19 protein-coding genes are annotated in these 22,837 nt (G+C 56.0%); 9 read left to right on the forward strand and 10 right to left on the reverse strand.

The genetic code is table 11. From position 1 onward, the window contains the following. Positions 1-18: 18 nt before the first annotated feature. From cysM to Q3Y66_RS07940, 8 genes are all read left to right on the forward strand, one after another. Complete coding sequence (gene cysM / locus Q3Y66_RS07905; RefSeq protein ID WP_008956757.1) at positions 19-927, forward strand: cysteine synthase CysM; 909 nt, start codon at positions 19-21, stop codon at positions 925-927. A gap of 2 nt (positions 928-929) precedes the next feature. Further along, positions 930-2,333, forward strand: coding sequence for a 23S rRNA (uracil(1939)-C(5))-methyltransferase RlmD (gene rlmD / locus Q3Y66_RS07910; protein WP_008956756.1), 1,404 nt, complete (start codon positions 930-932; stop codon positions 2,331-2,333). A gap of 77 nt (positions 2,334-2,410) precedes the next feature. Then, positions 2,411-4,687 (forward strand): GTP diphosphokinase, encoded by a 2,277-nt coding sequence (gene relA, locus Q3Y66_RS07915; protein WP_008956755.1) that lies wholly within the window; start codon positions 2,411-2,413, stop codon positions 4,685-4,687. Then, entirely contained in the window at positions 4,687-5,526 is an 840-nt protein-coding gene (mazG, locus tag Q3Y66_RS07920; RefSeq protein WP_008956754.1) for a nucleoside triphosphate pyrophosphohydrolase, read from the forward strand. The genes relA and mazG overlap by 1 nt, the downstream gene beginning before the upstream one ends. 38 nt (positions 5,527-5,564) lie before the next feature. Then, positions 5,565-8,213, forward strand: a complete 2,649-nt coding sequence (gene ppc / locus Q3Y66_RS07925) for a phosphoenolpyruvate carboxylase (protein ID WP_008956753.1) — start codon at positions 5,565-5,567, stop codon at positions 8,211-8,213. Between the two features lie 80 nt (positions 8,214-8,293). Then, complete coding sequence (locus Q3Y66_RS07930; RefSeq protein WP_008956752.1) at positions 8,294-8,839, forward strand: DUF924 family protein; 546 nt, start codon at positions 8,294-8,296, stop codon at positions 8,837-8,839. Positions 8,840-8,874: 35 nt separating this feature from the next. Further along, entirely contained in the window at positions 8,875-9,918 is a 1,044-nt protein-coding gene (gene rluF, locus Q3Y66_RS07935) for a 23S rRNA pseudouridine(2604) synthase RluF (RefSeq protein WP_035586247.1), read from the forward strand. Positions 9,919-9,944: 26 nt separating this feature from the next. Then, positions 9,945-10,220: a DUF1294 domain-containing protein gene (locus Q3Y66_RS07940; protein WP_008956750.1), complete on the forward strand. Its 276-nt coding sequence runs from the start codon at positions 9,945-9,947 to the stop codon at positions 10,218-10,220. A gap of 18 nt (positions 10,221-10,238) precedes the next feature. Here the strand turns inward: Q3Y66_RS07940 and Q3Y66_RS07945 are convergent, their stop codons facing one another. From Q3Y66_RS07945 to Q3Y66_RS07955, 3 genes are read right to left on the reverse strand one after another with little or no spacing between them, the layout of a single operon-like run. After that, entirely contained in the window at positions 10,239-10,919 is a 681-nt protein-coding gene (locus Q3Y66_RS07945) for an aminodeoxychorismate/anthranilate synthase component II (RefSeq protein WP_008956749.1), read from the reverse strand. Beyond that, positions 10,916-12,334: an anthranilate synthase component I family protein gene (locus Q3Y66_RS07950; RefSeq protein WP_008956748.1), complete on the reverse strand. Its 1,419-nt coding sequence runs from the start codon at positions 12,332-12,334 to the stop codon at positions 10,916-10,918. Before Q3Y66_RS07950 ends, Q3Y66_RS07945 begins: the two co-directional genes overlap by 4 nt. After that, positions 12,331-12,627: a Trp family transcriptional regulator gene (locus Q3Y66_RS07955; RefSeq protein ID WP_008956747.1), complete on the reverse strand. Its 297-nt coding sequence runs from the start codon at positions 12,625-12,627 to the stop codon at positions 12,331-12,333. The genes Q3Y66_RS07950 and Q3Y66_RS07955 overlap by 4 nt, the downstream gene beginning before the upstream one ends. Before the next feature lie 126 nt (positions 12,628-12,753). Between Q3Y66_RS07955 and Q3Y66_RS07960 the strand changes: the two genes are divergently transcribed. Next, complete coding sequence (locus tag Q3Y66_RS07960; RefSeq protein WP_008956746.1) at positions 12,754-14,640, forward strand: monovalent cation:proton antiporter-2 (CPA2) family protein; 1,887 nt, start codon at positions 12,754-12,756, stop codon at positions 14,638-14,640. A gap of 323 nt (positions 14,641-14,963) precedes the next feature. Here the strand turns inward: Q3Y66_RS07960 and Q3Y66_RS07965 are convergent, their stop codons facing one another. The 7 genes from Q3Y66_RS07965 to Q3Y66_RS07995 all read right to left on the reverse strand — a co-directional run bounded on the left by Q3Y66_RS07965 (position 14,964) and on the right by Q3Y66_RS07995 (position 22,826). Continuing rightward, a complete protein-coding gene (locus Q3Y66_RS07965; protein ID WP_008956745.1) occupies positions 14,964-15,584 on the reverse strand; it encodes a LysE family translocator in 621 nt (206 codons plus the stop codon). Positions 15,585-15,770: 186 nt separating this feature from the next. Next, a complete protein-coding gene (locus Q3Y66_RS07970; protein ID WP_035566081.1) occupies positions 15,771-16,334 on the reverse strand; it encodes a hypothetical protein in 564 nt (187 codons plus the stop codon). A 61-nt stretch (positions 16,335-16,395) separates the two neighbouring features. Then, complete coding sequence (locus tag Q3Y66_RS07975; protein WP_008956743.1) at positions 16,396-17,220, reverse strand: class I SAM-dependent methyltransferase; 825 nt, start codon at positions 17,218-17,220, stop codon at positions 16,396-16,398. A gap of 6 nt (positions 17,221-17,226) precedes the next feature. Continuing rightward, the gene (locus Q3Y66_RS07980; protein ID WP_008956742.1) at positions 17,227-18,948 is read right to left on the reverse strand and encodes an AMP-binding protein; all 1,722 of its coding nucleotides are present in this window, start codon (positions 18,946-18,948) and stop codon (positions 17,227-17,229) included. Positions 18,949-19,035: 87 nt separating this feature from the next. After that, positions 19,036-19,941, reverse strand: a complete 906-nt coding sequence (locus tag Q3Y66_RS07985; RefSeq protein ID WP_008956741.1) for a hydroxymethylglutaryl-CoA lyase — start codon at positions 19,939-19,941, stop codon at positions 19,036-19,038. A gap of 9 nt (positions 19,942-19,950) precedes the next feature. Beyond that, entirely contained in the window at positions 19,951-22,005 is a 2,055-nt protein-coding gene (locus Q3Y66_RS07990; RefSeq protein WP_008956740.1) for an acetyl/propionyl/methylcrotonyl-CoA carboxylase subunit alpha, read from the reverse strand. Further along, positions 22,002-22,826 carry an enoyl-CoA hydratase/isomerase family protein gene (locus tag Q3Y66_RS07995; RefSeq protein ID WP_008956739.1) on the reverse strand — a complete coding sequence of 275 codons (825 nt, stop codon included), beginning with the start codon at positions 22,824-22,826 and terminating at the stop codon, positions 22,002-22,004. The genes Q3Y66_RS07990 and Q3Y66_RS07995 overlap by 4 nt, the downstream gene beginning before the upstream one ends. Positions 22,827-22,837 lie beyond the last annotated feature (11 nt).

Raw genomic sequence — 22,837 nt, forward strand, 5'->3', positions numbered from 1 at the left:
TTACGATAAGGAATTTTCATGAATGATCTTAAGGGCTATCCCACGTTGGAAGAGGTTGTTGGCAATACGCCATTAGTGCGCCTGAAGCGCATTAGCGCCGGTCACAATAATATTCTGCTGGCCAAGCTTGAAGGCAATAACCCGGCGGGTTCGGTCAAGGATCGCCCCGCACTCTCCATGATCAGCGAGGCGGAAGCCCGTGGTGATATTACCCCCGGCGATACGCTGATTGAGGCAACGTCAGGCAATACCGGCATTGCGCTGGCCATGGCGGCGGCGATCAAAGGCTACAAAATGGTACTCGTGATGCCGGAAAACGCCTCGGAAGAGCGTAAGCAGGCGATGGCAGCCTATGGGGCCAAACTCATTTCTGCCAGTAAAGCTGGCGGCATGGAGGAAGCTCGGGATATAGCGGATGACATGATCGCCAGTGGCGAGGGAAAACCGCTCAATCAGTTCGCCAACCCAGACAACCCGTTGGCGCACTATCGCACCACCGGCCCTGAAGTATGGCAACAAACCGGTGGCGAAGTGACTCACTTTGTAAGCTCAATGGGCACCACGGGCACTATCATGGGCGTGTCACGCTATTTAAAAGAGCAGAACCCGGCTATCCAAATTGTCGGTTTGCAGCCCGCCGATGGCGCCAGCATTCCTGGTATTCGCCGCTGGCCAAAAGAGTACCTTCCCGCCATCTTTGAAGCGCCCCGGGTGGATGTCACACTTGATATCGGCCAACAAGAAGCCGAAGAGCATATGCGTCGTCTAGCCCGCGAAGAGGGCATTCTGGCTGGGGTTTCATCAGGTGGTAGTTTGGCAGGCGCGCTGCGCATTGCCGAGCAAACCGAAAATGCGGTGATTGTGTTTATTGTCTGTGACCGCGGTGACCGCTATCTCTCTACTGGCCTATTTGCCCCAGGAGTATAACCATGGCCATGTTGGGAAAAAGACGGCCGTCTAGGCCCGCGTCAGGTCATTCTGGGCTTGCTGGCACGCCCGGCGGCAAAGCGCGTCATACGGCTACAGATGATGATACGTCGCCCTTGGTGATTGAGCGCTTAGCGCACGATGGCCGTGGCGTCGCCCACTCAGCCAACGGTAAAACCGTGTTTGTTGATCAGGCGTTGCCCGGTGAACAGGTAGAGGTGGCGATTCATCTGACGCGCAAACGTTTTGACGAAGCGCATGTTAAATCACTGCTAACGTCCTCTGATCAGCGTGTTACGCCCCCATGCCCGCATTTTGGCCACTGTGGCGGCTGCGATTTACAACATTTAAATATTGATGCCCAGCGCACCCACAAGCGTGAGGTGGTGCGTGACCTGTTTGCGCGTCAAGGCATCACACTAGGCGAGATTGGCACGATTCAGGGCGATGACCAAGGCTATCGGCGTCGTGCACGGCTGGGCGTCAAGGTAGATAGCCAGGGCAATACGCGCCTTGGCTTTCGAGCTGCCCATAGCCATCGCTTAGTCGACATCGAGCGCTGTCCGGTATTGGTTGATTCCTTACAGCAGTTGTTAACACCACTACGCGAGTTGCTCCAGCGCTTGGATGCCCCGCGCCATGTGGGTCACATAGAATTGCTGGCAACGGCGACCACCCAAGTAGTACTGGTTCGTCAGCTCAAAGAGCACCTTCAGGATGCCGAGCGCTGGCAAGCTTTTGCTCAGCAGCATCAAGTGGCATTAGGCACCTGGTTGGGGCGTGAAACACCCACGCTGCACTGGCATGGCGCGCCCCCGGTGCTGGAAGAGTCGCTAACACTCAACGACCAGCCACCGCTAACACTGAGTTTTGCCCCAGGCGATTTTTTACAGGTCAACGCCCAGGTTAATCAGCAAATGGTTGCCCAAGTGATGCAATGGTTGGCGCCCAAGCCAGGGCAAAAACTGCTCGATCTGTTTGCAGGTATCGGGAATTTCAGCCTACCCATCGCCGCGGCGGGTGCTGAAGTGCACGCGGTGGAAGGCAACCCTGCCATGGTGGCGCGGATTGCGATAAATGCTAAGCACAACGCGCTGATGGTCAGCGGCCAACAAGCCGATTTGAACGACCCCGCCAGCGTTAAAGAGCTGCTATCTGCTCATCGCGATAGTGATGCGCTAGTGCTTGACCCGCCGCGCAGCGGTGGGGAAGCAATTTGTCAGTCGCTGGCGCGCCACCCGGTGCCCAGGGTGGTCTATATTTCCTGTGACCCCGCAACGCTTGCACGGGATGCGGCACATCTTGTGCATGCGGGTTACCGGGTTAAGCAAGTAGCAGTGGCAGATATGTTCCTTCACACTGCGCATATGGAAACACTAATGTTGTTTGAAAATGATGCTGTTTGAAGCTGATGCAGCTAAATGCGTCAAGCCACGGTGACAGCCGTGTGGAGATCGTCCCCCAGAATGGATGAGTGATAGTCATGGTAAAAGTGCGTGAAGACCAGCCGCTAACCGCTAGCGGAAAGGTGGATATACAACAATGGTTAACGCGCCTGCAAGAAGATGTGCGCCTACGTGATCCCGAGCGTTTAGTCGAGGCCTGTGAGCTTGCTGAAACGTTAGAACTAGAAGCCCCTCGCACGCATCGTGTATGGCTTTCGCCGGGTTCCAGCTTCCGCATGGGCCTGGAAATGGCCGATATTCTTGGCGATTTGAAGTTGGATCAGGCCACGCTGGAAGCCGCCGTTCTCTACCGTGCGGTGCGGGAAGGCTTACTGAGCCTTGAGGCGGTGACAAAACGCTTTGGAGAAGAAGTCGCGAGCCTGATCGATGGCGTGCTGCAAATGGCCGCGATCAGCTACCCGTTAGCGCCTGACCATGGCATGGGCCAGCATAATCAGCAGGAAAACCTGCGCAAGATGCTGGTCAACATGGTGGGCGATGTACGTGTCGCCTTAATCAAAATTGCAGAACGTACCTGTGCGCTGCGTCAGGTAAAAGATGCTCCTCGGGAAAAATGTTTACAGGTGGCCAGAGAGGTCGCGGATATTTACGCACCCCTGGCTCACCGTTTGGGTATCGGTCAGCTCAAGTGGGAGCTGGAAGACCTATCGTTTCGTTACTTGCACGAAGACGAATACAAAGCGATTGCCAAGCTGCTGGCGGAAAAACGTCTCGACCGCGACCGCTATATCCACGATGTGGTAGAAACCATCAAGGGCTTGATGGAGGCCCAGCATATTCACCGCTACGATGTGGATGGGCGGGCCAAACATATCTACTCGATCTGGCGCAAAATGAAGCGTAAGCGGATCGATTTTTCACAAGTTCACGACGTGCGCGCAGTGCGGATTCTGGTGCCGGAAGTGGCCGACTGCTACACCGTGCTGGGCATCATCCATTCGCGCTGGCACCACGTGCCGAACGAGTTTGATGACTACATCGCCAACCCCAAGAAAAATGGCTACCAGTCACTGCACACTGCCGTGATGGGGCCGGAAAACAAGGTGCTCGAAATCCAGATTCGCACCTTTGCCATGCACGACGAAGCTGAACTGGGCGTCTGTGCCCACTGGCGCTACAAGGGCCACGATACCAACGCTAAAAGCCGTAGCTATGAAGAAAAAATCGCCTGGCTGCGCCAAGTATTGGAGTGGCAGGACGAAGTGGGTGGCTTTGGCGATCTGCGCGAAGGGCTCTCCAGCGATGTCGCGCCTGACCGCATCTATGTGTTTACACCCGATGGGCATGTGATCGATTTGCCGCGGGTTGCCACGCCTATCGATTTTGCCTACCGAGTGCATACCGAAATTGGCCACCGCTGCCGGGGCGCTAAGATCAATGGGCGCATTGTGCCGCTCACTTATAAGCTCAAAACCGGCCAGCAGATCGAGATACTGACGGCTACCAAAGGCGGGCCAAGCCGCGACTGGTTAAACCCCAGTTTGGGCTATGTGCGCACCTCCCGGGCGCGGGCCAAAATTCAGGCGTGGTTCAAACATCAGGCGCGGGATCAAAACCTGGATGAAGGGCGCGCGCTGTTTGACCGCGAAATGCGCCGCCTGGATGTCGAAGGGCTCGACCTGCCCAAGCTGGCCAAGGCAGTTAACTACCTCAACGCTGACGATATGTACGCCGCCATTGGCGCCGGTGATCTGCGTATTGGCCAAGTGTTGCATCAGGCCCAACAGCTGTTCGGCGAAACCGACGACCAGGAGCAGCTGAATCGTCTGCTAGCCAAGCCTCAGCGGCAATCCAGCAAAGCCACCAAAAGTGATATCACGGTGCTCGGCGTCGGCAATCTGAAAACCAGTATGGCGAACTGCTGTCGGCCAGTGCCTGGGGAGCCGATTATCGGCTTTATTACCCAGGGGCGTGGCGTTACCGTGCACCGCCAGGACTGCAGCAATATTCTGCAATTGCGCCTGGACGAACCCCAGCGCATTATCGAGGTAGAGTGGGGCGAGCGAGCCCAGACCCGCTATCCGGTGACCATTGAGATTCAAGCCTGGGATCGCTCCGGGCTACTGCGCGATGTGACAGGGCTGCTCGGCAATGAAAAAGTCAACGTACTGGCTGTGAATACCTTGACCGATACCGACGAGGGCATCGCCCGATTACGCATTACCTTGGAAGTCGACGGACTGGAATCCCTGGGGCGCCTGTTCTCCCGTATCCAGCAGTTGCCAAACGTTACCGAAGTTCGCCGTTTGCGCAATGCAGACCCGGAAAAGCAAACGCGTAAGGGAGGGGAATGATGCGCCATGGTATGGACGACCTGTTGACCATGATGCAAGTGCTGCGTGACGCCGAGCAGGGCTGCCCATGGGACTTGCAGCAAGACTGGGATAGCATCGTTCCCCACACACTGGAAGAGGCTTACGAGGTCGCCGATGCCATTGAGCGTCGCGCCTTTGACGAGTTGCCCGGTGAGCTCGGCGATTTGCTCTTTCAGGTGGTCTACTACGCTCAGTTTGGTGCCGAAGAGCGGCGCTTCGACTTTGCCGATATTGTCGATACGCTGACCGCAAAAATGTTGCGTCGTCATCCGCACGTGTTTCCGGATGGCACCCTGGCCTCGCGCCGCCCGCCTGGAGTGAGTGCCGAAGAGGTGCAAACCCAGCAGGTGAATAGCCGTTGGGAGTCGCTAAAAGCGGAAGAGAGAGCCGAACGAGCTGTCGCTACGCCGTCGGTTTTAGACGATGTACCACGCACACTGCCAGCGCTCAGCCGGGCCGCCAAGCTCTCCAAGCGCGCCGCGCGGGTAGGCTTTGACTGGCCAGACGCCAAGGGCGTGGTAGCGAAAATTCGCGAAGAGCTGGCCGAAGTCGAGGAGGCGCTCGCCGCCGGTGATCAACAGCACGCCCAGGAAGAAGTTGGCGATCTGCTGTTTGCAGTCACCAATCTTGCCCGCACATTGAACGCTGACCCAGAGCAGTGCCTACGCGCGACCAATGCAAAGTTTGAACGCCGCTTTCGTTATGTCGAAGGCGAGCTTAACGCTGCCCAGCGACCGCTGGCGGAGGCCTCGTTAGACGAGATGGAAACCCACTGGCAGGCAGCTAAAGCACAAGAAAAACAACCTACCCATTCCTGAATTATTATTGATGCGACCCCTGCAAGGAGGCCATGCCAATGAGTCACGACCTACACGAATCTCTGCGCGATAATGTGCGTATTCTGGGCGATAGCCTGGGGCGAACCATTGCCGACGATTTGGGCCAAGCATTTGTCGATAAGATTGAAACTATCCGTGCTCACGCCAAGCGCGGGCGCCAGGGCGATTCTCTGCAGCAGCGCGAGTTGATCGAGTACCTGCGAGATCTGCCTGAGAAAGATCTATTGCCGGTCACCCGGGCGTTTAACCAGTTTTTAAACCTCGCCAACATTGCGGAACAGCACTACCGGGCACGCTTTCGCCGCGTAGAGGATTACAAGCCGGGCTCCCAACCGGTGCTTGGTGAACTGCTTAAGCGCGCTCAGCAGGCGGGTAACTCACCGCGTAAACTGGTTGAGACCCTCGCCAATATGCGCGTTGAGCTGGTGTTGACCGCCCACCCCACGGAAGTTATCCGCCGCACGCTGATTCAGAAATATGACGCCATTGATGAGTGCCTGACTGCCATTGAAAGCTCCGAGGATTACCCTGAACGCGGCACTCGCGCCCAGGGGCGTCTGGAAGAACTGATCAGCCAGGCATGGCACACCGATGAGATTCGCCACGAACGCCCCACGCCGGTTGATGAGGCCAAATGGGGCTTTGCTGTCATTGAAAACTCACTCTGGCAGGCAGTGCCGGACTTCCACCGCGATTTGGATAACCTGCTGCTGGATACCGCCGGTGAGCGCCTACCCCTGGATGCCGCGCCGATTCGCTACGCTTCCTGGATGGGCGGGGATCGCGACGGTAACCCCAACGTGACCGCCCGGGTCACCCGCGAAGTACTACTACTGGGCCGCTGGATGGCCGCCGACCTTTACCTGCGCGATCTTGAGCAGTTGAAGACTGAGCTCTCCATGTGGAAGGCCAACAGCGCGCTTAAAGCCGAGGCGGGCGATGTGGCCGAACCGTATCGCGAAGTGCTAAAGCGCCTGCTGACAAGAATGGAGTCAACCCGGGATTGGGCCAAGGCCGAGCTTGAAGGGCGCAACTATGACGGCGGGCCGATTATCGAAACCCGTGATCAGCTCTATTCACCGTTGCTCGGCTGCTACCGCTCACTATGCGATGTTGGTCTCGACACCATCGCTAACGGCGCGCTGCTGGATACCTTGCGCCGTGTCGCCGTATTCGGCGTTACGCTGACCAAGCTCGATCTGCGCCAGGAGGCCAGCCGCCACGCACAGGTGATTGAAGAGCTGACCAGTACGCTTGGCCTTGGCCACTACCGCGAATGGGACGAAGCCCAGCGTCAAGAATTCCTGCTGGCCGAGTTGGCTTCCCGTCGCCCGCTGATTCCGCGCCGCTGGGAGTGCTCCGCCGAGACACGGGAAGTGCTGGATACTTTTAAGGTGATTGCCCAGGAACACTCCGAAGCGTTAGGCACCTACATTATTTCCATGGCCGCTGAACCGTCGGACGTGCTCACTGTGGCACTGCTGATGAAAGAGGTAGGAGGGCAGGTCACGCTGCCTATCGCTCCGCTGTTTGAGACCCTCAACGACTTGGACCACGCAGGCGATGTGGTGGACCAACTGCTGGCGATACCGGGCTACCGCTCGCTGATTGATGATCGCCAAGAAGTGATGATCGGCTACTCAGATTCAGCCAAAGATGCCGGTCAGTTGGCCGCCGCTTGGGCGCAGTACCGGGCCCAGGAGTCGCTGGTCAATGTGTGTAACCGGCACGGTGTCGATCTAACCCTGTTCCACGGCCGTGGTGGCACCGTTGGTCGTGGTGGTGGCCCGGCCCATGCGGCGATTCTTTCCCAGCCTCCCGGCTCGGTGAACGGCAGCCTGCGAGTGACCGAGCAGGGCGAAATGATTCGCTTCAAGTTCGGCCAGCCTGATATTGCCCTGCGCTCCATGGAGATTTATGCCTGCGCGGTACTGGAAGCCACGCTGTTGCCGCCTCGCGCGCCGGAACCGCATTGGCGTGAAGAGATGGATCAACTCGCCAAGGTAGCGCATGGTGCTTATGTCGGCGTGGTGCGGGAAGACCCCGATTTTGTCCCTTACTTCCGGGCGGTAACGCCGGAGGGCGCTTTAGGAAGGCTGCCGCTAGGCTCACGTCCCACCAAGCGCCGCCAGGATGGCGGTGTAGAAACCCTGCGCGCCATTCCATGGATTTTCGCCTGGACACAGATTCGCCTGATGCTGCCGGCCTGGCTGGGCAGTGGTGAAGCCTTCTCAACCCGCTTAGAGCAGCCCGGCGGCCGCGATGTGCTGCAAGAAATGCGCACTGAGTGGCCCTTCTTCGGCACTTATCTCGACATGCTTGAGATGTTGTTGGCCAAAGCCGACGTGGCCATTGCCGCCTACTACGAGCATCGCCTTGTCGATGAGCCATCGCTAAAGGCGCTGGGCAAAAAGCTACGTGAGCGTTTTGCGCGGCTTGAGGAGGCGGTGCTCGATATTCTCCAACAGGATAAGCTGCTGGAGAACACGCCGTTGATTCGCCAGGCGATCGATGTACGCAATCCGTACATCGACCCGCTGCATGGCCTTCAAGCGGAACTGCTGCAGCGCAACCGCGATGCGGATGGGGCGATCAGCGCCGATCTGTCGCGCGCGTTAATGGTGACCATGGCGGGGATCGCAGCTGGGCTACGCAATACTGGCTAGTTTTTTTATAACCGCAGTTTTTACCACGACGTTTTATAGGATGTTTTATTAGAACGTCCTATCACGACAAAGAGGTGTCAATGTCTTCAGATGCTCAAGCGGTACTCGATTTTTGGTTTGACGCGTTGACGCCTGCTCAGTGGTTTAAAAAAGACCTTGAGATGGATCGCAAGATCCAGGCGCGCTTTGGCGAACTGCACGCCCAGGCCGCCCGGTGCGAGTGCTACCCATGGCGGCAAACGGCTGAGGGGCGGCTGGCGGAAATCATTGTGCTGGATCAGTTCTCGCGCAATATCTACCGCGATGATGCCCGTGCCTTTGCCACCGACACCTTGGCGCTAGCGCTGGCTCAGGAGGCGGTGGCAGCGGGGGCAGACGCCGAGCTATCCAGCCAGCAGCGGGCATTTTTGTATATGCCCTATATGCATAGCGAGTCGGCCGCCATTCATGAGATGGCGATGCAACTGTTCGACCAGCCGGGGTTAGCGAATAACTACGACTTTGAAGTGCGTCACAAGGCGATCATTGATCGCTTCGGGCGTTACCCGCACCGCAATGCACTGTTGGGGCGGGCCTCTACTGACGAGGAGCTGGCTTTTCTAAAGCAGCCCGGCTCCTCTTTTTAACTTTTTGTTCACTCCTTTTAGCCACATGGCGTTTTATGTCGTTACGAAAATCTACCCGTATCAATAAATACATTAGTGAAAGTGGAATGTGCTCTCGCCGTGAAGCAGACCGCTTTGTGGAGCAGGGCAACGTGTGGATTAACGGCCGTCGTGCCACTACCGGCGACCAGGTGGTGGCGGGGGATCTGGTCAAGGTCAATGGACAGGAGATCGAGCCACAGGAAGAGGAGGATCTGGTTCTTATTGCGCTGAACAAGCCGGTGGGCATCGTTAGCACCACCGAGTCCAGCGAAAAAGACAATATCGTTGAGTTTGTAAAACACGGCACGCGTATCTTTCCTATTGGGCGGCTCGACAAAGACTCCCAGGGGCTGATCTTTTTAACCAATAACGGCGATCTGGTTAACAAGATTCTGCGCGCCAATAACAACCACGAAAAAGAGTATCAGGTGACGGTGAACAAGCCGATCACCGACGAGTTTGTCGAGGGCATGCAAGGCGGTGTGCCGATTCTTGGCAAGGTGACCAAGCGCTGCAAGGTGCAAAAAGAGTCCACCTTTGTATTCACCATTACCTTGGTTCAGGGGCTCAATCGGCAAATTCGCCGTATGTGCGAGTACTTCGGCTATGAAGTTACCCAGCTAATTCGCACGCGCATTATGAATGTGCCCCTTAAAGGCTTGGCCCTGGGGGATTGGCGCGATCTCACCCCTAAAGAGATCGACACCATTATCGCGCTGACCGAAAAATCAGAAGCCGTGCCGGAGAAGAAGAGTAAAGCTAAGCCGGAAAGGCCCAACTACAGCTCAGGCGCAGGAAAGGCAAAGCCGCCTTCCGCAAAAGGGCGACCGGCCAAAGCGGGCGCGAAGGCTGCTGGGCCTAAACCGTCTCCCAAAGGTAAAAAAGCCGCCAGCGGAAAAGTCAGTGGAAAAACAGGTACCGGCCCGAAAGGCGGCGTGTCAGGTAAGCCGCAACCCAAGGGCAAAGCCCCCGGCAAGCCTGGTGCTAAAGGTAAGCCCGTTGGTAAAGGCCGCGGTAAGCCAGCGGTGGGCGGCAAACCTTCTCAGCGACGTAAGTAGCTCCTCCTTCTTCAAGAGTCCCCACTGTGATCCCAATCGTCGCTTTTTACGCTGTGGTTAGCATGCTCGCTTACATTACCTACGCCATCGACAAAAAGTCGGCTATCAATAACCGCCGTCGAGTGAGCGAGAAAACGTTACATCTGCTTGGGGTAGTGGGTGGCTGGCCGGGTGCGTTCCTGGCTCAACAGCGGCTGCGGCATAAAACCCAGAAAACCGCCTTCCAGGCTACGTTCTGGCTGACGGTTGTTGTAAATCTGGCCTGTGCGGGGTGGCTAACGGTTTCATTGAACCTCATTTAGCCACCCTATGCTGCGTGCCTACGCTCTGGCTTGATCGTTGGGCGCGAAAAGAAAGTTGGCTATCAACTCCTTACCGCCTTCGGTCGCGAACGATTCAGGGTGGAATTGAATGCCGTGAATCGGGTACTCCCGGTGCTTAACGCCCATTAGTTCGAATTCACCCATTGCCTGCCAGCGGCTGCGCTGTTCAAAATTATCCGCTTCCAGGGCACCCACGGTGGCGGTTACTTCCAGGCACTCGGGTAAAGTGGTCGCATCGGCAATCAGTGAGTGATAACGCATCACTTCAAGCTGGTCAGGCACGCCGTTAAACACCGAGCGATTGTCGTGATTGATCGGGCTAATCTTACCGTGCATAGGTAGCGGCGCTTTAACTACCTTGCCGCCGAACACATGCACGATGCCCTGCATGCCCAGGCAAACCCCCAGCAGCGGGGTGGTCTTACCCAGTTTTTCTATTACCTCGGCGCACACGCCAAAGTAGCGTGGGTCATCCGGCGAGCCGGGGCCGGGGGAAATAATGATGCGATCCGGCGCCAGCGCCTCAATGGCGTGGAAATCGATCTGGTCGTTGCGTTTAACGATGATCTTAAAATAAGGCAACCCGTCGCGATTCTTCTCAGTGGTCAAGATTTCACCAATAAACTGGTAAAGATTATAGGTGAAGGAGTCGTAGTTATCGATGATCAGCACCTTCATGCGGGGCTCTCCATATCCGTGCTCATAAAAGGGGCCAGGGCCTTGCGAGTGCCAGCGAACTTGCGGCGAATCTCTTCGTACTCATCCTCGGCGTTGCTATCGAACACGTTGCCGCCGCAGGTTTGTACGTAGGCGCGCTCGCCGTTCACAAACACCGTGCGAATGGGGATGGCAAAGGTGCAGTCGCCGTTAAACGAGAACTGGCCCACCGCACCGCCATAGGGACCGCGCCCGTCGGTTTCCAGATCATCGATAATCTTCATTGCCTCGATCTTGGGCGCGCCGGTGAGCGTGCCCGCCGGGAAGTTACTCGCCAGAGCGGTGAACATGTCTTCGCCTTCGGCAATAATCCCGACAATTTCGCTGGAGATATGCTGTACGTGGCTAAAGCGCTTGATATCCATCAGGCTGCGCACTTTTACCGTGCCAAACTGGGCCACCCGGCCAATATCGTTGCGGTGCAGATCCACAATCATATTGTGCTCGGCGATCTCCTTGGGGTCGTTGAGCAGCGCCCGGGCGAGCTGAGTGTCTTCCTGGGGCGTTTGGCCGCGGAGGGTGGTGCCTGCCAGCGGGAAGGTTTCCATCTCACCCTGGCGCAGGCGGAACAGTAGCTCCGGGCTTGCGCCGATCAGCTTCTGCTCGCCGAATTTGACGTAGTACATTTGGGGTGACGGATTGATGGTGCGTAGTTGGTCATAAAGGGCCAGCGTGTCGCCTTGAATGCGAAAGCGCTTTTTAAAGCCGACCTCGCACTGAAACACCTTGCCGTCGATGATGTCTTGCTTCACCTTGGCGACCGCCTCGGCGTGCTCGGCTTTGCTCATGGTGTCGCCCAGCGCGGTAATGTGCAGTGGGCCTGCGGGTTCTTCGTCGGCGTCTATCAGGGTTTGCAGGAAGTCGTAACGGCTATTGTCGTAGTAGAAGTAGGTAACCTCCCCGGTCATTTTGTCGAGGATCAGGCCGTCTTTATACAGCCCAAAGCGGAAGGTATCGAAGTCGTCGCTGGCTTTTAGGGTCAGCGAGGGCTCGAAGTACTGCATCGCGTCGTAACCTAGGTAGCCGCTTAAGCCACCCGCGTACTTACGCGAAATAATATTTTGGGGGATCAGGCTACGCAGTAGTTCATAAGGGTTATCGCTTGGGTACTCGTTTGCATTGCCGTTACGGTCTTCGATAGTTAGCGTGTTGCCATTGGCATACAGCGTGTATTCGGGGTCGAAGCCGATGATCGAGTGGCGTGCAATATGGCTATCTTCGCCAAGCGACTCCAGCATGTAGCAGGTATCAAACTGCCGGTCGATTTTTTGAAACAGGGCAAAGAAGTCGCAGTCCGCCGCCAGCGTCACGTAGTGTGGTTTGCGTGGCAGCGTAAACGGCTGCGGGCTCGAGGCATGCGTATTGGCAATGGTCATGGTGCATCGTTCCGTGAAGAAGCTTGTGAAGAGGGTAGCGGTGTTGAAGCGTGCAAGGTGGACAACGCGCGCGAACCCCGGGAAACCGTGGCGATACCCACCCCTAGGGTTTCGGCAATTTTGCGGTGCGGCACCCCTTCGCGCAGCAGCTTAAAAATCTGTAGGCGTTTACTGATTTCTTGATACTCTGCGGGAGTCAGCAGGTCGGCCAGTGCTGCGTCCATTGCCTCGGGTGAGTCTATGGCGAGCAAGTGGCGAATAAGCTCAGCCTGGTAGTGATCGTTTGTCGTCATGTTGTAAAGGTAAGTTGTGAAACCATCGAAGAATGCCATCGGTTAATAAGTAATGTACTAGCGTACTAGTACGCTACATTATTGCTCAGGGAAGTCAAGCAGCTCGTTCTATTTTGAGGAAACACGATGACCGGCTATTTTATTCAAGCCTTTATTTATCTTGTCGCCGCGGTAATTGCGGTTCCCCTTGCCAAACGGTTTGGGCTGGGCTCGGTACTGGGTTATTTGGTCGCCGGGGTAGTGATTGGCCCGATCCTGGGGCTGGTGGGCCAGGAAACCACCACTATTCAGCATTTTGCCGAGTTTGGCGTGGTCATGATGCTATTTTTGGTCGGCATGGAGCTTGATCCCAAGGGCCTTTGGGCGATGCGGGTGAGGCTGATCGGGCTAGGTGGGCTTCAGGTTGTGCTAACCGCTGCTGCAGGCACCGCTATTGCTTTGTGGCTAGGGCTAGTGATGCAAACTGCCCTGGCGGTGGGGCTCATTTTTGCGCTCTCTTCCACGGCGATTGTGCTGCAAACGTTGAACGAGAAGGGGCTTGCCAAAACCGAAGGGGGCCGCAGCGCCTTTTCGGTGCTGCTGTTCCAGGATATTGCCGTTATTCCCATGCTGGCGCTAATTCCGCTGCTGGCACTTCCCGAGTTAATGGGCGGCGTTAGCGATGATGGACACGCCAGCTTAAGCCTGGTCGCACACTTGCCCGGCTGGGCACATGCCTTGGTGGTCGTGGCGGCCATCGCGAGCGTGATAGCGGCAGGCTACTATTTAGTGCCCCTGCTGTTTCGCTATGTGATTAGTTCTGGCCTGCGCGAAGTATTTACCGCCACGGCCCTGATGCTGGTCATCGGCATTGCCGCGCTAATGAGTTTGGTTAATTTATCGCCCGCCCTCGGCGCGTTCCTGGCCGGGGTGGTACTTGCCAACAGCGAATTTAAACACGAGTTGGAAGCCAATATTGAGCCCTTCAAAGGCCTACTGTTGGGGTTGTTCTTTATTACCGTGGGGGCAGGTATTAATTTCTCGGTGCTGGCGGCCGAGTGGGGCACGGTTCTCTCGTTAGGCGTGGCCGTGATCGTGGTAAAAGGCGTGATTCTGCTCGGTTTAGCACTGCTGTTTCGAGTGCGTGGCAGCAATGGCTGGCTATTCACCCTGGGCCTTGCCCAGGCAGGTGAATTTGGTTTTGTGCTGCTGACCTATAGCGTTCAAAACAGCGTGATTCCTACCGATATCTCCCAGGTACTTTCGTTAGTCGTGGCGTTATCGATGTTTTTAACACCGCTACTGTTTATTGCTTACGACCGGTTGGTTCTGCCGCGCTACCGCAGTGCCAAGAACGACGACCGGGAAGCTGATGCAATAGAAGAGCAGGCCCCGGTGATCGTTGCGGGCGTAGGGCGGTTTGGACAAATTATTTGTCGCCTGCTGCGCGCCAATAATATTCCTATTGTGGCACTGGACCATGAGATCGAACAGATTGAAAACCTGCGCAAAATTAACATCAAAAGCTACTTTGGCGACGCTAGCCGCTCCGATTTGCTCGAAACCGCTGGTATCGAGCATGCCCGGTTAATCGTTATTGCCTTGGACGACCGCGACCGCGCTGTGCACATGGTCAAGCATGTGAAGCAGTACTATCCGCATGTCTGGGTGCTAGCCCGCGCCTTTGATCGCGGCCATGGCTATCAACTGCGAGAAGCAGGGGCTGATGACGTTGTCAGTGAAACCTACCACTCCGCATTGGAATTGGGCGGCCATGCGCTAACGGCGATGGGTGTTCACCCCATGCGGGCCAAGCAAATGACCTGGGCGTTTGTGCAAAATGAGGATGCCCATGAGGACGAGCTGTTTGAAGCCTGGAAGGAGATCGAGGGGAGTATTAGCTTCAGCCCCCGCTACGGCGAGCTGTTTATGAAGCTGGAAGAAGCGCTGAACAGTGCGATGCAACAAGAGTGGCACGAGCCCCAGCGCGAAGACGTACCGATCTGGACGCCACCTGAAGAGGGTAAGCAATGAAACAAAAAAGTTAGCAACAAGAAGGTAACTGCCAAACTTTTAAAATAGGCGGGTCGTGGGAAAACCTCCATTGTTGACTTACTAAGACAAGCATCGACGACTTGAACAACGCCTGACAATCGATGAGGTGATGCCCCGATTAATCGCTATCCGAGGTCATTGGACAGTCTAACAACCCGCAATTAGACGCTACTAGAGACAAGCTATAGATACCTCCTTGCTGTGGGGACAGTAGAGCGGACAGCTTCCATTACTGAATTATTCAGTAGGCATTGAGCGCGCATTTGCCGCTGATGAAAACAAGCGCAAATATTGAGGCGATATTACCCTGCCGGGCGTCGCATAACGGTCATCAATAACCCGGCACCAAACAAGCTACCGGCGCCGCAGCGGTGTAGCAGTCGCCGAAACTTGGCGGTCATTAGTTGTCGGCTAGTCGTCGACAACAGTGTGTAGCCGAGATCCGAGATAACACCCATTATAAGAAACGTAGCAAATAAAATTGCCAACTGCGGCGCTAAGGGCTGAGTTTGGTTAATAAACTGCGGCATGAACGCCATGAAAAACAGAATGCTTTTGGGATTTAGGAGTGTCACCCAAAATGCTTTCGCGGTGCCTTGTTTGACGTTGGCTTCCGAGGTTTCCAGGTCGTTCAATTGGCCGGATTCATGCCACATTTTAATACCCAAATAAAGCAGATAGAGAACCCCTAGCCATTTAACGATGGCGAATAGATTCGCCGATGCCATCAGCAGAGCGCCGACGCCTGCAAACGAGAGTGACATGGCCACCAGATCACCTAAGAAAAAGCCGGGCAACATTGCCAATGCGGCTTTGCGGCCTTGATTGATACCGGTCGTTACCAACAGGGCAACGGCGGGGCCGGGAGATGCGATGATCAAAAACGACGCCAGCACAAATGATAACCAAAGCTCAATCGACATAGCGTTAAACTTCCAATTGTTGAATTATTGACTATATCTTGCGTCACTAGCGGCTCAGCTTGAGCGTTCGTGCCCCTGGAGCGACAAAATGCCAACCGTCTATGCAATGACGCGATAGTCTGGGAGGAATAGCCGTAGCTATTTTTAATGTAATCATTAACGCATTTTTTTTGAAAAAAATGAAATTCAAAACGGCAAGTGCAACGAGGCGCTTAGCATAGTGAGGTGTTCAAGTGTGGGGGAGTTGATACGTTCGTATTCCAGCCGGCTAACAAGCCGATTGACCGTTACGGTGGCACCGAAGCCTTGCAGCATCGCGGTGCCACTTTCATCGGCACCTTCCACATCGCTTTCACCGCGCCATTCGGTGATGCCGGACTTCGCATAGACGCTAAAGGCGCCCATGCGAACACCGGCGACAATGGCGCCGCCTAAACTTAAGGTATCCATAATCAGCGGATTAACACTGGACGAGGTGGAGATTTCTTCGCTTTCCCGGTAGGCGATTTCCGCGCCAATATCCAGTTGAGGAAGCCGCCAGGGGCTGAAGCCAGCTGTTACGCGGAAGCCGCTGGAGTAGTTGTCCAGGCTTTGCAGGTCGCTACCTTCCAGGATAACGCCGTTTTCTAGCTGCATAAGTTCGCTGTCGGGGGCGGTATAAGCCATCACCGGCGGGTTATCGTCGGCGTAGCTGCTAAACCAGGGAACAGAACAGCACAGCAGAGTAATTGCCAAGCGTTTCATTGGCATTTCTCGTACACCTATTGTCGTATACGTATGGGTAGAGAAAGAAAAGCTATTCCTAATCAGGTTAGCAACTGACTTGGATTTCCACCACTTTAATTGCGCCGTTGGCTAGGTTATCGACTAAATTTTTACTCATGGTGATAAAGCGCTCGCCGAACACCCACTTGGGGGAGAGCACCGCTTGGCGTGGCGTCTGCTCTTTTTGGCGCTGACGTTGGCGCCACTCCAAGGCTATTTCGCTCCAATCTTCAACATGTTCAAGCACAAAGCCGCCCGTTTCGAGCAAATGGGTTAATGACGTTAAGGTCAGTAGGTGCGAGTGCTCAGGAGAAGCCGCCCATGGCACTGGGTAGTGAAGCTGTGCCACGTGGGGGCCGCTGACCACTTCATGCATGACTAGCTGCCCGCCTGGGCGCAGAATCCGTCGGCTTTCTGCGATTACCCCGGCTGCGTCAGGCATATTCATCAGGCTGTGTTGAAACAGCACGGCATCAAAACTGTTATCCGCAAACGGCAGGGCACTGGCACTGCCGGTGACCCAGGCAAGTGGTGGTGCGTTAGGTTGGTTAACTCGTGAACTCAGCGCTCTATTTAACGCACTAAACCCATGAGTAATATCCAGCCCGGTCATTTGAAACCCTAGCGCCGCGCCTTGGCGCATTAATCCACCTAGCCCAGCGCCGATATCCAGCACTTTGCCGTGGGTGTCAGGGTTAAGTCGTTCAAGCAGCCGAGTAGAGGCCGCCACGCCGCCAATATGCAGCTGATCCAGCGGGGCGAGTTGGTGCAGCGTGGGGCCGTCCGGGTAGTGGGCATCTATTTGTGCCAGCACCTCATCAGCGCGCAGGGCGCGCTGATAGTGATCCACTAAATGGTTGGGGCTGGTCATTGCGCGTTATGACTCTTGATCCAAACCTGATTCTTGATCTAAACCTAGTTCCTGAATCGAAATTTCACGCATCTTGAATTTCTGGATCTTGCCCGTCACTGTCATCGGAAACTCGTCAACGAACTTGAAGTAGCGTGGAATTTTGAAGTGAGTGATTTTGCCTTTGCAGTACTCGCGCAGCTCTTCACCGGTGACTTCGCTCGCGGTACTGTTGAGTTTCACCCAAGCAATCAGCTCTTCGCCGTACTTCTTATCGGGTACCCCTGTGACCTGTACTTCGGAAATCGCCGGGTGGGCGTAAAGGAACTCCTCAATCTCTTTGGGATAAACGTTCTCACCACCGCGTATCACCATATCTTTGATGCGCCCTACGATCTGGATATAACCCTCTTCATCCATCGTGGCCAGGTCGCCGGTGTGCATCCAGCCTGCTTCGTCAATCGCTTCAGCGGTCGCTTTATCGTTGTTCCAGTACTTCAGCATCACGCTGTAACCGCGGGTACACAGCTCGCCAATTTCACCGCGGGGGAGAATGCCGCCGTTGCCGGGGTCGACAATTTTATTTTCCAGATGCGGTTGGGTGCGACCCACGGTGGAAACGCGCTTCTCGATGCTGTCGTTGGCGCCGGTCTGGGTAGATACCGGGCTGGTTTCCGTCATGCCGTAGGCGATCTGCACGCCTTTCATGTTCATCTTGCTAATGACCTGCTTCATGATTTCAGCGGGGCAGATAGAGCCCGCCATAATGCCGGTGCGCAGGGATGAGAGATCGGTGCCAGGGAAATCCGGGTGATCAAGCTCGGCGATAAACATGGTTGGCACGCCATAAAGCGCGGTAGCTTTTTGCTCGTGCACCGCCTTGAGCACCTTGCCGGGATCAAAGCCTTCATCCGGGTAGATCATGGTGGCGCCGTGGGTCATACAACCCAGATTCCCCATGACCATACCAAAGCAGTGGTAAAGCGGTACGGGGATCACCAAACGGTCTTCGCTGGTGAAGCCCATGCTCTCCGCCACAAAAAAGCCGTTGTTGAGAATATTGTGGTGCGAAAGAGTTGCGCCTTTAGGGAAGCCCGTGGTGCCAGAGGTGTACTGGATATTGATGGCGTCATCAAATTGCAGCGTTGCTTGCAAGTCGTCAACGTCGGTTTGGCTAACCTTGCTGGCTTCGTTCATCAAGTCAGACCAACGCCACATACCGCTCAGTTTTTCGCTGCTTAAGTTAATAATGCACTCAAGGTCAGGCAGTTTTTGCGACTTGAGTTCGCCTTCAATGCAAGTGTTAAGCTCTGGCGCCAATTCATACAGCATGGCGCTGTAGTCAGAGCTTTTGAAACTGTTAGCGGTGACCAGAAAACGCGCGCCGGATTGGTTCAGCGCGTACTCCAGCTCATGGGTGCGGTAAGAAGGATTGATGTTGACCAGAATGGCGCCAATTTTGGCGGTGGCAAACTGTGTTAACGTCCATTCGCTGCAGTTAGGTGCCCAAATGGCCACCCGGTCACCTTTGTTGACGCCGATGGAGAGCAGGGCGCGGGCGCAGCGATTGACCTCTTCCTGAAGCTGGCGGTAGCTCCAGTGAATATTCTGGTGTAGCACAATCAGCGCATCGTTATCGGCATGTAGGGTGGCAATTTGATCGAATTTGTCGCCAATGGTCATGCCCAGAAGGGGCTTGTCCGCCATGCTGCTGGAGTAGCTGGGTAGGGTAAGAGCAGGTGATGCCATGTTAAATCTCTCCGATGTCTTTTTTTTATCTAAACGGGAAGGCAGAGAATCGTTAGTCGTTTTATTTTTTATTATTAATGACCAATATTAGCTTCTAAGGCCTTTAGCCAGGGCGACTCTGGAGCTGGGTTTACGGCCGAGCTCATGAGTAATCCAGAACCCGGTATCAATCACGGCCTGTAGGTCGATACCCGTTTCTATGTTCAGCCCTTCAAGCAAATAGAGCACATCTTCAGTAGCCACATTACCTAGTGCCCCTTTTGCGTAAGGGCAGCCACCGAGCCCAGCAGCGGCTGAATCAATAACGCTAACACCCTCTTCAAGGACGGCATAAAGATTTGCCAGCGCCATGCCGTAGGTGTCATGAAAGTGGGCGGCCAGAAACTCAATGGGCACCTGCTGGCGCGTCGCCTCAATCATGCGTTTAGCGGCCAGCGGCGTGCCGACGCCAATGGTGTCGCCTAACGACACCTCGTAGCAGCCCATCTCATAAAGCGCCTTGGCCACCTCAGCCACTTTTGTCGGGGCGATCTCACCTTCGTAAGGGCAGCCCAAAACACATGAAACGTAGCCACGCACGCGAACGCCCGCATCGCGGGCTCGCTCTAGTACGGGTTCAAAGCGCACCAGCGACTCGGCAATAGAGCAGTTAATGTTCTTTTGCGAGAAGGCTTCTGACGCCGCACCAAATACCGCGACCTCTTCAACACCCACGGTTAAGGCGTTTTCAAGCCCTTTTAAATTGGGCGTAAGCGCGGAGTAAACCACGCCAGGCTGACGGTGAATGCCGGCCATGACCTCAACGGCATCACCCATTTGCGGCACCCATTTGGGTGACACGAAGCTGGCGGCTTCAATATGCGTGATACCTGCCTTGGCGAGTCGCTCAATCAGAGCAATTTTAGTCGCGGTGGGCACGATGGCCCCCGGCTCGTTTTGCAGGCCGTCACGGGGAGACATTTCAAACAGCTTTACAGAGGTAGGTAATGGCATCAGTGACTCCTATTCGTTGGCAGCAAAGTCGAGCAGCACGGCGCCTTGGTTCACGGTGTCCCCCGCCTTGAAGTGGAACGTCTCCACACTACCGTCGGCGGGGGCCGTCATGGTGTGCTCCATTTTCATCGCTTCCATCACCATCAGCGGCATGCCTTTCTCAACCGTCACGCCGGGTTCCACCAGCAGGGCGACGACCGTGCCGTTCATGGGGGCGGTTAGCGTGGACTCCGCTTCGTGGTGACCGTGGTCGATGGCATCAATGCGCCGCCAGAACAGGCGGGTTTCACCGCTGGAATCGGCCATCACGACCACATGACCATCGCGGCACGCCTGCAAGCGGCGGCGGTGACCATTCAAGGTAACGGCAACCGCGTCACCGGTGAGCGGCTGCAGGCTCGCGGTTAGCGTTTCATCGCCGATGGTGAGGTTCCACAGTGATTCGGCTGCGTTGCGTTTACCTTCGACGATCACTACCGCGTCATCGCTGTCAGCGGCTTGAATATTCGTAGGGTCACACAGCGCAATGCGAATGGTGTGTGGCGCATTCAAGCGGAAGCCGTCGTGGCGATCCCAGGGCGAGTCGCTTTCGCACTCTTGGGCTAGTTGATTCAGGCCAATCAGCGCCGCGCTGGCGTAGGCTTCTGTGCTGTAAGTGCGCGGTGCAAAAAGCGTCGCTTCATTGCGCTCGATAAAGCGTGTGTCCAGCTCCACGTTCTTAAAGCCAGGATGCGTTGCCAGGCGCATTAAGAAGGCACGGTTAGTCACTACGCCCTGAACGTCCAGCGCCGCTAAGGCGCGGTTAAGCGTTGCCAGCGCTGCATCGCGGTCGGCACCATGAACGATTAGCTTGGCGAGCATGGGGTCGTAGTGCATCGACACCGCGTCACCGCTCTCTACACCGCTATCTAAACGCACCTGATCATCGCTTAGTCCAGCGCCTTCTAAATCCAGTGCGAAGCGAGTGAGCAAGCCCGTGGCGGGGAGGAAATCCTGTTCCGGGTCTTCGGCGTAAATACGTGCTTCAAAGCTATGGCCGGTAATCGTCAGCTCATCCTGGGTGCAAGGCAGCGGTTCGCCCATGGCCACACGCAACTGCCACTCGACCAAATCCTGACCGGTGATCATCTCAGTGACGGGATGCTCGACCTGAAGACGGGTGTTCATCTCCATAAAGTAGAACGAGCCATCCGCATCTAACAGGAACTCGACGGTGCCTGCGCCCACGTAGCCGATCTCCTGAGCGGCGCGCACGGCGGCATCGCCCATAGCGCAGCGCAGCTCGGCGGTCATGCCGGGAGCGGGGGCTTCTTCGATCACTTTTTGATGACGGCGCTGAACGCTGCAGTCCCGCTCGAACAGATAAACGCCGTTGCCATGGCGGTCGCAGAATACCTGTACTTCCACATGGCGTGGCTGCACCAGATACTTCTCAATCAGCATTCGGTCGTCACCGAAGGCGGCTTTTGATTCACGGCGGCAGCCATCTAACGCGGCTTGAAAACCATCACTTGATTCGACGACACGCATGCCTTTGCCACCGCCGCCAGCGCTGGCTTTAAGCATGACCGGGTAGCCGATTTTGTCGGCTTCGCTGCGAAGCAGGGCATCGTCCTGGTCGTCGCCGTGATAGCCAGGCACCAGCGGTACACCGGCATTGGCCATACGCGCTTTAGCAGCGGATTTGTCGCCCATGGCGGCAATCGCCGAGGCGGGCGGGCCAACAAAGGTAATGCCCGCTTCTTCAAGGGCTTTAACGAAGGTACCGTTTTCGGAAAGAAAGCCGTAGCCGGGGTGAATAGCGCCGGTGCCGGTACGCTTGGCAGCTTCGATTACGGCATCGATATTGAGATAACTTTCCCGCGCGGCGGCAGGGCCTAAACGCACGGCCTCGTCAGCTTCGCGCACATGGAGGGCGCTGGCATCAGCATCGGAATATACCGCGACGGTTTTCAGGCCCATACGACGGGCAGTGCGCATCACGCGGCAGGCGATTTCGCCGCGGTTGGCGATTAGTAGGGTATCAAAAGGCGTCGTGCGAGCGGCTTTTTCGTGTTTTTTCATGAGCGACGCTCCGAAGCGTGGGGTATGTTATTAGAATCGGCCCAGACGGGGCGGCGCTTTTCAAAGAAACTGGATAAACCCTCTTGCCCTTCTTGGCTTACCCGCAGCTTGGCGATCACCTGGCAGGTATGCTCACGGGTATCGTCACTGTCAGACGATTGAGCAACCGCGGCCATCAGTGCTTTGGTGGCGCGCTGGGCCTGGGGCGAGCCTGCCAATAGCGTCGTCAGCATGGCGTCAACTGTGCTGTCTAACGCATCGTGTTCTACCACCTGATGCGCTAAACCGAGTGCGAGCGCCGTTGGGGCGTCCATCACTTCTGCGGTTAGTGCATAGCGGCGCATCTGTCGCTCGCCCAGGGCACGCTGGACATAGGGGCTGATGACTGCGGGCGATAGGCCAATTTTGACTTCTGATAGGCAGAACTTGGCTTTGTCCGAGGCGATCACCACATCGCAGCAGGCGGCCAGACCCACCGCACCACCAAAGGCGGCGCCTTGAACGCGGCAAACCGTGGGGCAGGGCAGTGTATCGAGGCTATGCATAAGTGCTGCCAGCTTGCGGGAATCGGCGAGGTTATCGTCAAGGTCGTAGCCGACCATGCGCTTCATCCAGTTTAGATCGGCACCCGCAGAGAAGCTTTTGCCTTCGGAGCCCAGCACCACGACGCGCACATCACCCGCTTCCGCAAGGGTGTGTAGCTGGTCAAGATGCGAGTTCAATTCAGCGATCAGGCTGTCGTCAAAGGCGTTATGTACCTCGGGACGGTTTAAGGTCAGGCGGGCCACGCCGTCTTCGATAATCAGTGTTGAGTAAGCCATGGTGATTGCCC

Source organism: Halomonas sp. HAL1 (genome assembly GCF_030544485.1).
In the GTDB taxonomy this organism is placed as follows: Bacteria; Pseudomonadota; Gammaproteobacteria; order Pseudomonadales; family Halomonadaceae; genus Vreelandella; species Vreelandella arctica.

Bases quoted from the DNA above. Each gene is read 5' to 3' on its own strand.
- rlmD (WP_008956756.1), top strand. From the start codon at position 930: ATGGCCATGTTGGGAAAAAGACGGCCGTCTAGGCCCGCGTCAGGTCAT.
- Q3Y66_RS07930 (WP_008956752.1), top strand. From the start codon at position 8,294: ATGTCTTCAGATGCTCAAGCGGTACTCGATTTTTGGTTTGACGCGTTG.
- Q3Y66_RS07995 (WP_008956739.1), bottom strand. From the start codon at position 22,826: ATGGCTTACTCAACACTGATTATCGAAGACGGCGTGGCCCGCCTGACC.
- cysM (WP_008956757.1), top strand. From the start codon at position 19: ATGAATGATCTTAAGGGCTATCCCACGTTGGAAGAGGTTGTTGGCAAT.
- relA (WP_008956755.1), top strand. From the start codon at position 2,411: ATGGTAAAAGTGCGTGAAGACCAGCCGCTAACCGCTAGCGGAAAGGTG.
- ppc (WP_008956753.1), top strand. From the start codon at position 5,565: ATGAGTCACGACCTACACGAATCTCTGCGCGATAATGTGCGTATTCTG.
- Q3Y66_RS07990 (WP_008956740.1), bottom strand. From the start codon at position 22,005: ATGAAAAAACACGAAAAAGCCGCTCGCACGACGCCTTTTGATACCCTA.
- Q3Y66_RS07945 (WP_008956749.1), bottom strand. From the start codon at position 10,919: ATGAAGGTGCTGATCATCGATAACTACGACTCCTTCACCTATAATCTT.
- Q3Y66_RS07960 (WP_008956746.1), top strand. From the start codon at position 12,754: ATGACCGGCTATTTTATTCAAGCCTTTATTTATCTTGTCGCCGCGGTA.
- Q3Y66_RS07970 (WP_035566081.1), bottom strand. From the start codon at position 16,334: ATGCCAATGAAACGCTTGGCAATTACTCTGCTGTGCTGTTCTGTTCCC.
- rluF (WP_035586247.1), top strand. From the start codon at position 8,875: ATGTCGTTACGAAAATCTACCCGTATCAATAAATACATTAGTGAAAGT.
- Q3Y66_RS07950 (WP_008956748.1), bottom strand. From the start codon at position 12,334: ATGACCATTGCCAATACGCATGCCTCGAGCCCGCAGCCGTTTACGCTG.
- Q3Y66_RS07975 (WP_008956743.1), bottom strand. From the start codon at position 17,220: ATGACCAGCCCCAACCATTTAGTGGATCACTATCAGCGCGCCCTGCGC.
- mazG (WP_008956754.1), top strand. From the start codon at position 4,687: ATGCGCCATGGTATGGACGACCTGTTGACCATGATGCAAGTGCTGCGT.
- Q3Y66_RS07980 (WP_008956742.1), bottom strand. From the start codon at position 18,948: ATGGCATCACCTGCTCTTACCCTACCCAGCTACTCCAGCAGCATGGCG.
- Q3Y66_RS07955 (WP_008956747.1), bottom strand. From the start codon at position 12,627: ATGACGACAAACGATCACTACCAGGCTGAGCTTATTCGCCACTTGCTC.
- Q3Y66_RS07985 (WP_008956741.1), bottom strand. From the start codon at position 19,941: ATGCCATTACCTACCTCTGTAAAGCTGTTTGAAATGTCTCCCCGTGAC.
- Q3Y66_RS07965 (WP_008956745.1), bottom strand. From the start codon at position 15,584: ATGTCGATTGAGCTTTGGTTATCATTTGTGCTGGCGTCGTTTTTGATC.